Origin of the sequence: Cupriavidus nantongensis (genome assembly GCF_041726985.1) — a bacterium.
GTDB classification, from domain to species: Bacteria; Pseudomonadota; Gammaproteobacteria; order Burkholderiales; family Burkholderiaceae; genus Cupriavidus; species Cupriavidus nantongensis_A.
In genome coordinates this window covers 3,350,772-3,366,132 of record NZ_CP168303.1, presented here as the reverse complement: position 1 = coordinate 3,366,132, position 15,361 = coordinate 3,350,772, and the positions used below count along the sequence as shown (strand labels likewise).

The following is a 15,361-nucleotide window of genomic DNA, read 5'->3' as shown; positions in this document are numbered from 1 at the left end:
TCATGGCTGAAACCGCAACCATTGCCCGTCCCTACGCTGAAGCGCTGTTCCGCGTCGCCAGCGAATCGAGCGCAGGCAACCTGGGTGCATGGTCCGAGCTGGTGTCGGAAATGGGGCAGGTTGCCGCCAATCCCGACATGAAGGCGGTCGCCGACGATCCGAACGTTCCCGGCGCCAAGCTGGCCGAACTGTTCCTGTCGGTGCTGAAGTCCCCGGTCAGCGACGAAGCGCGCCGCTTCGTGCAGCTGCTGGTGGACAACAACCGCCTGACGGTGATGCCCGACATCGCCGAACAGTTCCATGCGCTCAAGAACGCCCGCGAAGGGTCGTCCGACGTTGAAATCACCAGCGCCTTCCCGCTGGAAGATGGTCAGCTGAACGACCTCGTCGCCGCACTCGAACGCAAGTTCGGCCGCAAGCTGTACGCGCAGGTGGCGGTGGACCCGTCCCTGATCGGCGGCGTCAGCGTCAAGGTTGGCGACGAAGTGCTCGACACCTCCGTGCGTGCGCGCCTGGCAGCCATGCAAACCGCGCTGACCGCCGCCTGAGCGGCCGTCCGGCGGATTGAAGAATTAGGAGCATTGTGATGCAACTGAACCCCTCAGAAATCAGCGAGCTGATCAAGACCCGCATCTCGGGCCTTGGCGCCGAAGCTGAAGTGCGCAACACCGGCACGGTGATCTCCGTGACCGATGGTATCTGCCGCGTGCATGGCCTGTCTGGCGTGATGCAGGGCGAGATGCTGGAATTCCCCGGCAACACCTTCGGCCTCGCGCTGAACCTCGAGCGCGACTCGGTCGGCGCCGTGGTGCTGGGTGAGTACGAACACATTTCCGAAGGCGACACGGTCAAGTGCACCGGCCGCATTCTGGAAGTGCCGGTGGGCAAGGAACTGCTGGGCCGCGTGGTCAACACGCTGGGCCAGCCGATCGACGGCAAGGGCCCGATCAACGCCAAGGAAACGGACGTGATCGAGAAGGTTGCCCCGGGCGTGATCGCGCGTCAGTCGGTGAGCCAGCCGGTGCAGACCGGCCTGAAGTCGATCGACGCGATGGTGCCGATCGGCCGTGGCCAGCGCGAGCTGATCATTGGCGACCGCCAGACCGGCAAGACCGCTGTCGCGGTCGACGCCATCATCAACCAGAAGGGCAAGGGCGTCTTCTGCGTGTACGTGGCTATCGGCCAGAAGGCTTCGACCATCGCCAACGTGGTGCGCAAGCTGGAAGAGCACGGCGCGATGGAATACACCGTCGTCGTCGCCGCCGCCGCTTCGGACTCGGCCGCCATGCAGTACCTGGCCGCCTACGCCGGCTGCACCATGGGCGAGTACTTCCGCGACCGCGGCGAAGACGCGCTGATCGTCTATGACGACCTGACCAAGCAAGCCTGGGCCTACCGCCAGGTGTCGCTGCTGCTGCGCCGCCCGCCGGGCCGCGAAGCCTACCCCGGCGACGTGTTCTATCTGCACTCGCGCCTGCTGGAGCGTGCCGCCCGCGTGAACGCCGACTACGTCGAGAAGTTCACCAACGGCGCCGTCAAGGGCAAGACCGGTTCGCTGACCGCGCTGCCGGTGATCGAAACGCAGGCCGGCGACGTGTCCGCGTTCGTGCCGACCAACGTGATCTCGATCACGGACGGCCAGATCTTCCTGGAAACCGACCTGTTCAACGCCGGTATCCGCCCCGCCATCAACGCCGGTATCTCGGTGTCGCGCGTCGGTGGTGCTGCGCAGACCAAGGTGGTGAAGAACCTGTCCGGCGGTATCCGTACCGACCTGGCCCAGTACCGTGAACTGGCTGCGTTCGCGCAGTTCGCCTCGGATCTGGACGATGCCACCCGCAAGCAGCTGGAGCGCGGCCGCCGCGTGACCGAACTGCTGAAGCAGCCGCAATACCAGCCGCTGCAGGTGTGGCAGCTGTCGGCTTCGCTGTTCGCCGCCAACAACGGCTTCCTCGACAACGTGGAAGTGAAGGACATCCTGCCGTTCGAGAAGGGCCTGCACGACCACCTGAAGACCAAGTACGCCGACCTCATCAACCGCATCGAAGAGACCAAGCAGCTCTCGAAGGAAGATGAAGCCGCCCTGCGTGCCGCTGTCGAGGATTTCAAGAAGTCCGCCGCGTTCTAACCGCGTAATTCCACGACATCGTCGCCGCGCCTGGCTCACGCCGGCGCGGCGATGGTTCGGATGGAGAGGAAGATATGGCCGGAACGAAAGAGATTCGAACCAAGATCAAGAGCGTGCAGAACACGCGCAAGATCACCAAGGCGATGGAGATGGTCGCCGCGTCCAAGATGCGCAAGGCGCAGGAGCGGATGCGCAGTGCCCGTCCCTATGCCGAGAAGGTGCGCAATATCGCGGCGCACCTGGCTGCGGCCAACCCCGAGTTCAAGCACCCGTTCATGCAGGAGCGCGACGTCAAGCGCGTCGGCATGATCGTGGTCACGACCGACAAGGGGCTGTGCGGCGGCCTGAACACGAACGTGTTGCGCTCGGTGACCAATGAGCTGAAGGCCCTGCAAGGCCGTGGCGTGGATGTGCAAGCCACCGCCATCGGCACCAAGGGCATGCAGTTCCTGGGCCGTATCGGCGCCAAGGTGGTTTCGCACGTGGTGCACCTCGGTGACACCCCGCATCTGGAAAAGCTGATCGGCGCGATCAAGGTCCAGCTCGACGCCTTCACCAATGGTGAAGTCGACGCGGTGTACGTGGCGTACACCAAGTTCATCAACACGATGAAGCAGGAACCGATGGTTGAGCAGCTGCTGCCGCTCGCCGCCGACAAGCTGTCGCAGACCGAAGAAGAGAAGCGCGCCTACTCGTGGGACTACATCTACGAGCCTGACGCCCAGACCGTCGTGGAAGAGCTGCTGGTCCGCTACGTCGAGGCGCTGGTGTACCAGGCCGTGGCCGAGAACATGGCGTCCGAGCAATCGGCGCGCATGGTGGCCATGAAGGCTGCGTCCGACAACGCCAAGAACGTGATCGGCGAACTGCAACTGGTCTACAACAAGACCCGTCAGGCCGCGATTACCAAGGAACTGTCGGAAATCGTCAGCGGTGCAGCTGCGGTCTAAGGCGTCACGAATTCAAGCTATCGGAGATACGAAATGAGTATCGGAAATATTGTGCAGTGTATTGGCGCCGTGGTGGACATCGAGTTCCCCCGCGACGCAATGCCGAAGGTGTACGACGCGCTCGTGCTGGAAGACAGCAATGATGCCTCGTTCGCCGAGAAGGGCCTGACCTTCGAAGTTCAGCAACAGCTGGGCGACGGCGTGGTGCGTACCATTGCCCTGGGCTCGTCGGACGGCCTGCGCCGCGGCATGGCAGTGAAGAGCACCGGCGCCCCGATTTCGGTGCCGGTTGGCCACGGCACCCTGGGCCGCATCATGGACGTGCTGGGTCGCCCGATCGACGAAGCCGGCCCGATCGCCTCGGACGAACTGCGTGCGATCCACCAGAAGGCACCGAAGTTCGACGAACTGTCGCCTTCGGTTGACCTGCTCGAAACCGGCATCAAGGTGATCGACCTGGTGTGCCCGTTCGCCAAGGGCGGCAAGGTGGGCCTGTTTGGTGGCGCCGGCGTGGGCAAGACCGTCAACATGATGGAGCTCATCAACAACATCGCCAAGCAGCACAGCGGTCTGTCGGTGTTTGCCGGCGTGGGCGAGCGTACTCGTGAAGGGAACGACTTCTACCACGAAATGAAGGACTCGAACGTGCTCGACAAGGTGGCCATGGTGTTTGGCCAGATGAACGAGCCGCCGGGCAACCGTCTGCGCGTGGCGCTGACCGGCCTGACCATGGCCGAGCGCTTCCGCGACGAAGGCCGTGACATCCTGTTCTTCGTCGACAACATCTACCGCTACACCCTGGCCGGTACCGAAGTGTCGGCACTGCTGGGCCGTATGCCTTCCGCCGTGGGCTACCAGCCGACGCTGGCTGAAGAAATGGGCAAGCTGCAGGAGCGCATCACGTCGACCAAGACCGGCTCGATCACGTCGATCCAGGCCGTGTACGTGCCTGCGGATGACTTGACCGACCCGTCGCCTGCCACGACCTTCCTGCACCTGGACTCGACCGTGGTGCTGTCGCGTGACATCGCCGCGCTGGGTATCTACCCCGCCGTCGATCCGCTCGACTCGACCTCGCGCCAGCTGGACCCGCAGATCGTCGGCACGGAACACTACGAAGTGGCCCGCCGCGTGCAGCAGACCCTGCAGCGCTACAAGGAACTGCGCGACATCATCGCGATTCTGGGCATGGACGAACTGTCGCCGGAAGACAAGCTGGCCGTGAACCGCGCCCGCAAGATCCAGCGTTTCCTGTCGCAGCCGTTCCACGTGGCCGAAGTGTTCACGGGTTCGCCGGGCAAGTACGTGCCGCTGAAGGAAACCATTCGCGGCTTCAAGATGCTGGTCGACGGCGAGTGCGATCACCTGCCCGAGCAGGCGTTCTACATGGTCGGCTCGATCGACGAGGCCTTCGAGAAGGCCAAGAAGCTCCAGTAAGCCTTGCTTTTCGTTCCCGTGCGAGCGGGAGCGAAGGCAGGCCCGGTTCGGTCCGGGCCTGCCGCTTGAGCGAAGCGATTGGAGAAAGGATCAGATATGGCAACCATTCTTGTAGACGTCGTCAGCGCGGAAGCGTCGATCTTCTCCGGCCAGGCGAAGTTCGTGGCGCTGCCGGGCGAGTCGGGTGAGCTGGGCATCCTGCCGGGCCACACGCCGCTGATCACGCGCATCCAGCCGGGTGCGGTGCGCATCGAGAAGGAAGACGGCAGCGAAGAGTTCGTGTTCGTTGCCGGCGGCATTCTCGAAGTGCAGCCCAAGCACGTCACCGTGCTGGCCGACACCGCGATCCGCGGTGGCGACCTGGACGAAGCCAAGGCCCAGGAAGCCAAGCGCGCCGCCGAGGAGCTGATGCAGAACCAGAGCAGCGACCTCGACCTGGCCCGCGCCCAGAGCGAACTGGCCGTGGCCGCCGCCCAACTGGCAGCGATCGCGCGTCTGCGTCGGAAGAAGTAAGCATCGCGCAGGACTGTCGCATTGTTGTTTTTTCGATGCGACATTTAAAAAAGGCAGCCGCGAGGCTGCCTTTTTTGTGAGCGCAACGATATGCTTTTGCGGCGCCTGGACAAAAAAAAGCGCGCGGGCCGGGGAGGCTCCGCGCGGACGGGAAAATCCCTTCGAGGGGTCAATTCGAAGGAACGGGTTCGGTCCAGGTCGACAAGCAAGGCGCACCGGATATCCAGATATCCGATCACAGGCCGCAAAGGCCACGCGCTGCAACGGTCTTCCTGGTGCTCCGGTCCAGCCAGCTTTACGCTGGATCGGAAAATCGGGTTACTGCCGGAAACGCTACAAAAAGGCTTTCTTCAGCACGCCCCTTTAGTCTGCACTGCCATTTTCACCGAGGCGCCACGCCCGCCCAGCGGGTGTGTCAATGCATTGTGGGGGAAACTCCCGGGCATGGCAGTAACAAAATGTATCGGTTTGAAAGAAGTTGAAAGCCGGAGCGCCCAAAATCCGGCGTGATCGGCATATTTTCGCGCCTCGGCGTCACGTTTTGCGCCTACATGTGTTGCGGGATTATCTTTATATCCGCGCTTTCAGTGTTCGTTTCCGCACCAAATCCTGCGCGACAATTGCGGTTACGATTGACCAGGCCAGGAGTTGCCTGCCGCTTTCGATGCAGCCCCACGGTCACCTCGTCACTCATATCCACAGCCCGGAGACGCAATGCCGCCTGAGATGCAGCAAGCCATACAAGCCATGCTGGCGATGAAGACCGTAGCCGTGGTCGGCCTGTCCGACCGTGCGGAGCGGCCCAGCCATGAGGCCGCCGAATTCCTGCAAGGCCACGGCTTCCGCATCGTGCCGGTCAATCCGCGCCATGCCGGCGAACGCATCTTGGGTGAGACCTGCCACGCGACGCTGCGCGAAGCCGCCGACGCCGCTGCGGCGGCCGGCGCTCCGATCGAATGGGTCGATATCTTCCGTCGCGCCGAGGACACGCCCGGTGTGGTCGACGAGGCCATCGCCATCGGTGCGCGCGGCGTCTGGCTGCAGCTTGGCATCGTCAACGACCGGGCGGTGCGTCGCGCCACCGATGCCGGGCTGCTGGCGGTGCAGGACTGCTGCAGCAAGATCGAGCTGACGCGCCAGCTCGGCGGGGCCTGATTCCGGCTGTTTCCTTTATCCCTTCCCGATTACCCTCCGCCGCCGACCATGGCCATCGATCCGCAACTGCTCGCCTATTACCGCCGCCTGGCCGAACGCTATGCCACCGAGCCGGCGCCGGCCGACGTCCCGGCGCAGCGCGCCCGCTTCGCCGAAATCGCCGCCGCCTCGTTGCGGCCAGATCCCGAGGGCGTGGTAGTGCAGCAGCTCGAAGTGGCGCTGGCCGGCCGCACCCTGGGCGCACGGTTGTTCCGCCCGCCCGGCGTGGCCATGCCGCGGCTGCTGGTGTACTTCCACGGCGGCGGCTGGGTGATTGGTTCGACGCAGACGCACCACACCGTGGCGGCCTTGCTCGCGGTCGATACCGGGTGCGCCGTGGCCAGCGTCGATTACCGGCTGGCCCCCGAGCACGCCTTTCCGGCGCCTTGCGACGATGCCGCCGAAGCGGTCCTGTGGCTTGCCGGCCAGCGCCAGGCGCTCGGGCTGGCACCCGATTTCCTGGCCGTGGCCGGCGACAGCGCCGGCGGCCACCTTGCTGCGCAGGCCGCGCAGCAGCTCAATGCCGGCGACGCGGTCCGGGTCGACGCCCAGCTGCTGATCTATCCGGTCGCGGCACCCGTGCTCAGCACCGAAAGCTATCGCGCCTTCGCCGATGGCCCGGGCCTGACGCGTGACGAGATGGCCTGGTTCTGGACCCAGTTCATCGGCGCCGAGGCGCTGGCGCAGGGCGCTGCCCACGGCGATCCGCGCGTGCACCTGATGGCCGCGCCGCCGGTGCGGCCGCCGGCCACTGTGCTGATGGTGGCGGCGCACGATGTTCTGCGCGACGACGGCCTGGCCTATGCCGACTTCCTGGTGCGCCACGACGCCCCGGTCATCACCCTCGAGGCCAGCGGCATGACCCACGGCTTCGCCCGGCTGCAGCCGGAGGCGGAGCGCGCGCGGGAATGGATGCGCCGCGCCGCGTCGGCGTTCACGGGGATCATCGACGACGTCTGAGCGGCATCCGCGTGCGGCCATCCCTTAGAATGGCGGTCTTACGAGGATGACCATGACCGCACTGCAGAACGATACCTTCCTGCGCGCGCTGCGCCGCCAGCCGACCGAATACACGCCGCTGTGGCTGATGCGCCAGGCAGGCCGCTACCTGCCCGAGTACAACGCCACGCGCGCGCGCGCGGGCAGCTTCCTCGGGCTGGCCAAGAACCCGGCCTACGCCACCGAAGTGACACTGCAGCCGCTGGACCGCTACCCGCTCGACGCGGCCATCCTGTTCTCGGACATCCTGACAGTGCCGGATGCGATGGGCCTGGGCCTGTCATTCGCCCAGGGCGAGGGCCCGCGCTTCGCGCATCCGCTGCGCACCGAGGCCGACGTGCAGAAGCTGGCCGTGCCCGACATGGCATCGCTGCAATACGTGTTTGACGCCGTGCGCGAAATCCGCCGCGCGCTGGTGCAGGACGGCCGCCAGCGCGTGCCGTTGATCGGCTTCTCGGGCAGCCCCTGGACCCTGGCCTGCTACATGGTCGAGGGCGGCGGCTCGGACGACTTCCGCACGGTCAAGGCGATGATGTACGGCCGGCCCGACCTGATGCACCGCATCCTCGACATCAATGCGCAGGCGGTCACGGCGTACCTGAACGCGCAGATTGAAGCGGGCGCGCAGGCGGTGATGATTTTCGACACCTGGGGCGGGGCGCTCGCCGACGGCATGTACCAGGCGTTCTCGCTGGCCTACATGCGCCGCGTGCTGGCCGGCCTGAAGCGCGAGCACGCCGGGCAGCAAGTGCCGGCGATCGTCTTCACCAAGGGCGGCGGCCTGTGGCTGGAAGCGCTGGCCGACACCGGCGCCGATGCCATCGGGCTGGACTGGACCGTCAACCTGGCTGAAGCGCGCCGGCGCACCGGCGGCCGCGTGGCACTGCAGGGCAATATCGACCCGACCGTCCTGTTTGCGCCCGAGGCCGCCATCCGCGAGCAGGTGCGTGGCGTGCTGGACAGCTATGCCGCCGGCGGCGGCAGCGACGGCCATGTATTCAACCTCGGCCACGGGATTTCACAGTTCACGCCGCCGGAGAGCGTTTCCGTACTGGTCGACGAAGTGCACCGGCACAGCCGGCAGCTGCGCACAGCAGGGAAGTGACGGCCGCGGTATGCAGGCTGGCGGGGCGGTTCGTCGCCGCCCGCGCCGCAGCGTCCCGGCCGCGCCCGTACCCAGTGCTGCGCGAGCCGCGCGGCCGTACCGTGTCAAGTTAACTTTTTCGCTGGCACCCACCAAAAAGGTGCGCGGAGTTGACTGGCGGCACTTGACTTATGCACACCGATAGGTTTGCCGCAGTGCAGGACAGGGTTATCCCCTACCCTATCTGGGGGATGTTTGCAAGCCCTTGATTTTTAAGGCTTTGGAAGATTTGCAAAGAGGGGGTCGATGCCAGTGGATCCCTTGTTTTTCGGGGCTTCCGGGCCAGGCAAAGCGACTTTTCAACAAAGTTATCCACAGGGGCGGTGGAATTAGTGGAAAACCAGTCATCTATCATCGACTTAGGGCCACATTTGAAGTTTTACTTTAAGTTGATGCTGCGCCGCACACCAACCCTCCGCCATGTCCGGGCAGGCTGTCAGTGGACCCGGCCTTGCCCCACGGCGATGCACCATCAAGTCGTGCATGCTGCCCGGTAGCGGCACGCTCCTTCCCGAGTCCCTGGCGCCAGCCGCCACAGGGGTGGCGTCGTCGCCGCCGCCGGTGATCCGGGTTGCCCTCGACACGCCTGCCGACGACTGCTTCGACTACCTCGCCATCGCCGACGTCGCGCCCGGAGACCTGGTGGTGGTCCCGTTCGGCCGCCGCAGCATGGTCGGCGTAGCGGTCGAATTCGCGCAGGACTCGGACGTGCCTGTGGACAAGTTGCGCCCCGTGGCGCAACGGCTGGACTGGCTCACGCCGCTGCAGCCGGACTGGATCGGGCTGGCAGCCTTTGCCGCGCGCTACTACCAGCGCCGGCTCGGCGAAGTGATGCTGCCGGCCTTGCCGCCCGCCCTGCGCGAGGCCGAAAGCTGGCCCAGCCTGTCGCAGCGTGCCCGCACCGATGAATACCGCGTGCTGCCGGACCAAGCGGAGGCCTTGCTGGCGGCCGTGCCGCCCCGCGCCCGCAGCGTGCGGGCCCTCGCCCAGGCGCTGGCCGACCGCGCCGCCACGGGCGAGCCGCTGTCCCTGGCGGAAGCGCGGGCCCTCTGTGCCGCCGCTCCGTCGCGGCTGGCCGAATGGCAGGCCGCCGGCTGGGTCGGGGCCAGCCGCACCGCGCGCACCTTGTTGCCGATCGACCCCGCCCAGCCGCCATCGGCCGCGCCGCCGCTGCATGACGAGCAGCGCGCCGCGGTGCAGGCCATCGCCGACGCCGATGGCTTTTCCCCGTTCCTGCTGCACGGCGTGACCGGCAGCGGCAAGACCGAGGTCTACCTGCATGCGATGCAGGCGGTGCTGGCGCGCGACCCGCAGGCCCAGGTGCTGATGCTCGTGCCCGAAATCAACCTGACTCCGCAGCTGCAAAGCCGCATTGCCGCGCGCTTCCCGCAGTTGCCGCTGGCGGTGCTGCACAGCGGCCTGGCCGACCAGGAGCGCAGCCTGCAGTGGCTGGCGGCGCACCGCGGCGAGGCCCGCATCGTGCTGGGCACGCGCATGGCGGTGATGGCGTCGCTGCCGGCGCTGGCGCTGATCGTGGTCGACGAGGAGCACGACACCTCCTACAAGCAGCAGGAAGGGCTGCGCTATTCCGCGCGCGACCTGGCCGTGTGGCGCGCCAAGCAGCGCGGCATCCCGGTGGTGCTGGGTTCGGCCACCCCATCGATGGAGACCTGGTGGCGGGCCGGACAGGGCACCTACCGCAAGCTGGTGCTGCGCGAGCGCGCCCAGGCCGATGCGGCGCTGCCGTCGGTGCGGCTGGTCGACCTGAACCATGAGCGCCAGCGCCAACGCGCCCTGTTCGAGGGCCTGTCGGTGCCGTTGCTGGAAGCCATCGACGCGCGCCTGGCGCGCCGCGAGCAGAGCCTGCTGTTCCTGAACCGCCGCGGCTATGCGCCGGTGGTCGCCTGCGACAGCTGCGGCTGGCTGTCGGGCTGCCCGCGCTGCTCGGCGTACCTGGTGCTGCACCGGCCCGAACGGCGCCTGCGCTGCCACCACTGCGGCCTCGAGGCGCCGGTGCCGCACCACTGCCCGGACTGCGGCAATGTCGATATCGCGCCGCTCGGGCGCGGCACGCAGCGCATCGAGGAAGCGCTGGCGGCGCGCTTTCCCCAGGCCCGCATCGCCCGCATCGACGCCGATTCCACGCGTCGCAAGGGTAGTGCGCAGGCCATGTTCGACGAGGTTCACGCGGGCGAGGTCGACATCCTGGTGGGTACGCAGATGGTGGCCAAGGGGCATGACTTCCAGCGCGTGACCCTGGTCGGCATCGTCCATCCGGACGCGGCCATGTTCAGCCACGACTTCCGCGCCGCCGAGCATCTGTTTGCATCGCTGATGCAGGTGGCGGGGAGGGCGGGGCGGGCCGGGTTGCCGGGCGAGGTGCTGATCCAGACCCGCTATCCCGATACCCCGGCATTGCAGGCCCTGACGCGCCATGACTATGATGGATTCGCGGCCAGCCAGTTGCGCGAGCGGCGCCAGGCCGGGTTGCCCCCATTCTGCTTCCAGGTGCTGGTCACGGCGGAACACGGGCAGCTGGAGCGGGCGCTGCAGTTTCTGGAGGCCGCGCGCCGGCATGCCGAACGCTGCACCCTGGCGCCGGAGGTGCAACTGCATGACCCGGTGCCGATGTCGATGGTGCGGGTGTTCAACCGAGAGCGTGCGCAGATGCTGGTCGAAGCGAGTGCCCGCCCTGTACTGCAACGGTTTGTGGCCGAGTGGGTGCAGACTTTCGGCGAGGTCGGCACGGAGGTGAAGGGGGTGCGCTGGCAGCTGGAAATCGACCCGTTGCGGATCTAGCGGGCCGGCGATGTGAATTAAGAGTGCAACCTTGGGGTTAGGGTTTTCGATAGGGTTGCACTAGGTTGCACCTTGGTGATTTTCGGGAGTAAGATCGCGCCAGCTCACAGGCTGCGGCCGGTCGCGCGCCCCTGCCTGTCGGCTCGGACGAGGTAGCACCGGCGGCGGCTCCAGTCTTTCGGAGAATTGCCCGCAATGGCCACCACCACCCTTGGCGTCAAGCTCGATAACGCCTCGCGCGACCGCCTCAAGCGCGTTGCCCAATCCATCGATCGCACCCCCCACTGGCTGATCAAGCAGGCTATCTTCTGCTACCTCGAGCAGATCGAGCGCGGCCACCTGCCGTACGAAGCCGGCGCGGCCGGTGCCGAGGGCGACGCCGGCGACGGCGCGGATGCGCTCCATGCCGACGGCGCGCCGCAGCCTTTCCTGGAATTTGCGCAGAGCATCCAGCCGCAGTCGGTGCTGCGTGCAGCCATCACTTCGGCCTATCGCCGTCCTGAAACCGATTGCGTGCCGGTGCTGCTGGAACAGGCACGCCTGCCGCAACAGCAGGCCGAGGCCGCGATCAAAATGGCCAAGGCACTGGCCACGCGCTTGCGCGAGCAAAAGGTTGGCACTGGGCGCGAAGGCCTGGTGCAGGGGCTGATCCAGGAATTCTCGCTGTCGTCGCAGGAAGGCGTGGCGCTGATGTGCCTGGCCGAGGCGCTGCTGCGCATTCCCGACAAGGCTACGCGCGACGCGCTGATCCGCGACAAGATCAGCGGCGCCAACTGGCAGTCGCACCTGGGCCAGAGCCCGTCGCTGTTCGTCAACGCCGCTACCTGGGGCCTGCTGCTGACCGGCAAGCTGGTCGCCACCCATACCGAATCGGGCCTGACCAAGGCGCTCACGCGCATCATCGGCAAGGGCGGCGAGCCGCTGATCCGCAAGGGCGTGGACATGGCGATGCGGCTGATGGGCGAGCAGTTCGTCACCGGCGAGACCATTTCCGAGGCGCTGGCCAACGCGCGCCGCTACGAGGCCGAGGGCTTCCGCTACTCCTACGACATGCTGGGCGAGGCGGCCATGACCGAGGCCGATGCCGCGCGCTACCTGGCCTCGTACGAGCAGGCCATCCACGCCATCGGCCAGGCCTCGCGCGGCCGCGGCATCTATGAAGGCCCGGGCATCTCGATCAAGCTGTCGGCGCTGCACCCGCGCTACAGCCGCGCGCAGCACGAGCGCGTGGTGGGCGAACTGTACGAGCGCCTGAAGTCGCTGACGCTGCTGGCGCGCCAGTACGACATCGGCATCAATATCGACGCCGAAGAGGCCGACCGCCTCGAGATCTCGCTGGACCTGCTCGAGCGCCTGTGCTTCGAGCCCGAGCTGGCCGGCTGGAACGGCATCGGCTTCGTGGTGCAGGGCTACCAGAAGCGCTGCCCGTTCGTGATCGACTACCTGATCGACCTGGCCCGCCGCAGCCGCCACCGCCTGATGATCCGCCTGGTCAAGGGCGCCTACTGGGACAGCGAGATCAAGCGCGCCCAGGTGGAAGGGCTGGAAGGCTATCCGGTCTATACGCGCAAGGTCTACACCGATGTGTCGTACATCGCTTGCGCACGCAAGCTGCTGTCGGTGCCGGACGCGATCTACCCGCAGTTCGCCACGCACAACGCGCACACGCTGTCGGCCATCTACCAGATTGCCGGCCACAGCTACTACCCGGGCCAGTATGAGTTCCAGTGCCTGCACGGCATGGGCGAGCCGCTCTACGACCAGGTGGTTGGTCCCACCGCCGACGGCAAGTACAACCGGCCCTGCCGCATCTACGCACCGGTCGGCACCCATGAAACGCTGCTGGCCTACCTGGTGCGCCGGCTGCTTGAGAACGGCGCCAACACCTCGTTCGTCAACCGCATTGCCGACGACACCATCTCGCTGGATGAACTGGTTGCCGATCCGGTGACCGTGGTCGAGGCCATGCACCGCGACGAAGGCCTGCTCGGCCTGCCGCACCCGCGCATTCCGTCGCCGCGCACGCTGTATGGCAAGAGCCGGCCCAACTCGGCGGGCATCGACCTGGCCAACGAGCATCGGCTGGCCTCGCTGTCGTCGGCGCTGCTGGCCGGCACCGGCGAGCGGCTTGTCGCCGAGCCGATGCTGGGCGCCGAGGTGGCGCGCGCCGCCGATGCCATCACCACGCCGGTACTGAATCCGGCCGATCACCGGGACGTGGTCGGCCATGTCACCGAAGCCGGCAAGGCCGACGTCGACGCCGCGCTGCAGGCCGCGGTCAATGCCGCGCCGATCTGGCAGGCGACCCCGCCGGACGTGCGCGCCGCCGCGCTGGAGCGCGCCGCCGACCTGATGGAAGCCCAGATGCAGTCGTTGATGGGCATCATCATGCGAGAAGCCGGCAAGACCTTCTCCAATGCCATCGCCGAAGTGCGCGAGGCGGTGGACTTCCTGCGCTATTACGCCGCCGAGGTGCGCCGCGGTTTCGACAACGAGACTCATCGCCCGCTGGGCCCAGTGGTCTGCATCAGCCCGTGGAACTTCCCGCTGGCGATCTTCACCGGCCAGGTTGCCGCCGCGCTGGCGGCCGGCAACCCGGTGCTGGCCAAGCCCGCCGAGCAGACCCCGCTGATCGCCGCCGCCGCGGTGAGGCTGCTGCGCGAGGCCGGCGTGCCGGCCGGCGCAGTGCAACTGCTGCCGGGCCGTGGCGAAACCGTCGGCGCCGCGCTGGTGGGCGACGCCCGCGTCAAGGGCGTGATGTTCACCGGCTCGACCGAGGTCGCGCGCATCCTGCAGCGCAATGTCGCCGGGCGCCTGGACGCCGCCGGCCGCCCGATTCCGCTGATTGCCGAAACCGGCGGCCAGAACGCGATGATCGTCGACTCGTCGGCGCTGGCCGAGCAGGTGGTCGGCGACGTGGTCAACTCCGCCTTCGACTCGGCCGGGCAGCGCTGTTCGGCGCTGCGCGTGCTGTGCCTGCAGGAAGACGTGGCTGACCGGGTGCTCGAGATGCTCAAGGGCGCGATGCAGGAGCTCAACATGGGCAACCCGGACCGCCTGTCGACCGACGTCGGCCCGGTGATCGACGAAGAGGCGCGCGCCGGCATCGTGCGCCATATCGATGCGATGCGCGCCAAGGGCCGCCGCGTCCACCAGGCCGATCCCAATGCGGCGCAGGGCGCCAGCTGCCGCCATGGCACCTTTGTGCCGCCGACGCTGATCGAACTGGACAGCATCGAGGAGCTCAAGCGCGAGGTCTTCGGCCCGGTGCTGCACGTGGTGCGTTTCCCGCGCGCGGCGCTCGATACCATGGTCAGCCAGATCAACGGCACCGGCTATGGCCTGACGCTGGGCATCCATACCCGCATCGACGAGACCATCTCGTTTATCGTCAGCCGGGCCCAGGTGGGCAACCTGTATGTGAACCGCAATATCGTCGGCGCGGTGGTGGGGGTGCAGCCGTTCGGCGGCGAGGCGCTGTCCGGCACCGGTCCCAAGGCCGGCGGCCCGCTATATCTGCACCGGCTGCTGTCGGTCTGCCCGCAGGACGCGGTGGCGCGCAGCGTGCGCGCGGCCGACGTCAATGCCGGCGCCGGCGGCGCGCAGACGGTGGGCCCGGACGACGATGCTGTGCGCGCCACCGAGGCCTTCCGGGAGTGGGCGCGCCGCGAGCTGCCCGAGGTGGCGGCCGCGTGCGAGCGCTTCGCCGAGGCCTCGGCCTCGGGCTTGGCGGTGACGCTGGCGGGACCCACCGGCGAGCGCAACACCTACACCCTGCTGGCGCGCGAGCGGGTACTGTGCCTGGCCGCGCAGGAGGCCGACCTGGCCCTGCAGCTGGGCGCGGTGCTGACAGTTGGCGCCGAGGCCGTGTGGGTGGAAAACCCTGTCGGCCGGGGGCTGTTTGCGCGCCTGCCTAAGGGCGTACAATCGCGCGTCCGCATGGTGGCCGACTGGACCGCGACGGACACGGCAATCGATGCGGTGCTGCACCACGGCGATTCGGACCAGCTGCGCACGGTGTGCGAGCAGGTCGCGGCGCGCCCCGGTCCGATCATCGGCGTCCAGGGCCTGGCGCACGGGGAACGGAACATTGCGCTCGACCGCCTGCTGATCGAGCGCTCGCTCTCGGTCAACACCGCGGCCGCGGGCGGCAATGCCAGTTTGATGACGATCGGCTGAGGCAACCCTCGGACGGCG

10 protein-coding genes are annotated in these 15,361 nt (G+C 67.2%); all 10 read left to right on the top strand.

Going from position 1 to position 15,361, the window contains the following annotated elements:
* The first annotated feature begins 2 nt into the window (after positions 1 to 2).
* The 10 genes from ACEI37_RS26890 (at position 3) to putA (ending at position 15,343) form a co-directional block, all read left to right on the top strand.
* Positions 3 to 548, top strand: a complete 546-nt coding sequence (locus ACEI37_RS26890; protein ID WP_111521289.1) for a F0F1 ATP synthase subunit delta — start codon at positions 3 to 5, stop codon at positions 546 to 548.
* Positions 549 to 586: 38 nt separating this feature from the next.
* Complete coding sequence (atpA, locus tag ACEI37_RS26885; RefSeq protein WP_018006200.1) at positions 587 to 2,128, top strand: F0F1 ATP synthase subunit alpha; 1,542 nt, start codon at positions 587 to 589, stop codon at positions 2,126 to 2,128.
* Positions 2,129 to 2,202: 74 nt separating this feature from the next.
* Positions 2,203 to 3,078 carry a F0F1 ATP synthase subunit gamma gene (gene atpG, locus ACEI37_RS26880; RefSeq protein WP_373378823.1) on the top strand — a complete coding sequence of 292 codons (876 nt, stop codon included), beginning with the start codon at positions 2,203 to 2,205 and terminating at the stop codon, positions 3,076 to 3,078.
* A 33-nt stretch (positions 3,079 to 3,111) separates the two neighbouring features.
* A complete protein-coding gene (atpD, locus tag ACEI37_RS26875) occupies positions 3,112 to 4,515 on the top strand; it encodes a F0F1 ATP synthase subunit beta (protein WP_373378822.1) in 1,404 nt (467 codons plus the stop codon).
* Between the two features lie 96 nt (positions 4,516 to 4,611).
* A complete protein-coding gene (locus ACEI37_RS26870; protein ID WP_010811262.1) occupies positions 4,612 to 5,028 on the top strand; it encodes a F0F1 ATP synthase subunit epsilon in 417 nt (138 codons plus the stop codon).
* A 714-nt stretch (positions 5,029 to 5,742) separates the two neighbouring features.
* Positions 5,743 to 6,183: a CoA-binding protein gene (locus tag ACEI37_RS26865; RefSeq protein ID WP_373378821.1), complete on the top strand. Its 441-nt coding sequence runs from the start codon at positions 5,743 to 5,745 to the stop codon at positions 6,181 to 6,183.
* A 48-nt stretch (positions 6,184 to 6,231) separates the two neighbouring features.
* Entirely contained in the window at positions 6,232 to 7,182 is a 951-nt protein-coding gene (locus ACEI37_RS26860) for an alpha/beta hydrolase (RefSeq protein WP_373378820.1), read from the top strand.
* Positions 7,183 to 7,228: 46 nt separating this feature from the next.
* Positions 7,229 to 8,326 (top strand): uroporphyrinogen decarboxylase, encoded by a 1,098-nt coding sequence (hemE, locus tag ACEI37_RS26855; RefSeq protein WP_373378819.1) that lies wholly within the window; start codon positions 7,229 to 7,231, stop codon positions 8,324 to 8,326.
* Between the two features lie 522 nt (positions 8,327 to 8,848).
* Positions 8,849 to 11,164 (top strand): primosomal protein N', encoded by a 2,316-nt coding sequence (locus ACEI37_RS26850; protein WP_373378818.1) that lies wholly within the window; start codon positions 8,849 to 8,851, stop codon positions 11,162 to 11,164.
* 195 nt (positions 11,165 to 11,359) lie between these two features.
* Positions 11,360 to 15,343 (top strand): trifunctional transcriptional regulator/proline dehydrogenase/L-glutamate gamma-semialdehyde dehydrogenase, encoded by a 3,984-nt coding sequence (putA, locus tag ACEI37_RS26845; RefSeq protein WP_373378817.1) that lies wholly within the window; start codon positions 11,360 to 11,362, stop codon positions 15,341 to 15,343.
* Positions 15,344 to 15,361: the final 18 nt, after the last annotated feature.

Bases quoted from the DNA above. Each gene is read 5' to 3' on its own strand.
- ACEI37_RS26890 (WP_111521289.1), top strand. From the start codon at position 3: ATGGCTGAAACCGCAACCATTGCCCGTCCCTACGCTGAAGCGCTGTTC.
- atpA (WP_018006200.1), top strand. From the start codon at position 587: ATGCAACTGAACCCCTCAGAAATCAGCGAGCTGATCAAGACCCGCATC.
- atpG (WP_373378823.1), top strand. From the start codon at position 2,203: ATGGCCGGAACGAAAGAGATTCGAACCAAGATCAAGAGCGTGCAGAAC.
- atpD (WP_373378822.1), top strand. From the start codon at position 3,112: ATGAGTATCGGAAATATTGTGCAGTGTATTGGCGCCGTGGTGGACATC.
- ACEI37_RS26870 (WP_010811262.1), top strand. From the start codon at position 4,612: ATGGCAACCATTCTTGTAGACGTCGTCAGCGCGGAAGCGTCGATCTTC.
- ACEI37_RS26865 (WP_373378821.1), top strand. From the start codon at position 5,743: ATGCCGCCTGAGATGCAGCAAGCCATACAAGCCATGCTGGCGATGAAG.
- ACEI37_RS26860 (WP_373378820.1), top strand. From the start codon at position 6,232: ATGGCCATCGATCCGCAACTGCTCGCCTATTACCGCCGCCTGGCCGAA.
- hemE (WP_373378819.1), top strand. From the start codon at position 7,229: ATGACCATGACCGCACTGCAGAACGATACCTTCCTGCGCGCGCTGCGC.
- ACEI37_RS26850 (WP_373378818.1), top strand. From the start codon at position 8,849: ATGCTGCCCGGTAGCGGCACGCTCCTTCCCGAGTCCCTGGCGCCAGCC.
- putA (WP_373378817.1), top strand. From the start codon at position 11,360: ATGGCCACCACCACCCTTGGCGTCAAGCTCGATAACGCCTCGCGCGAC.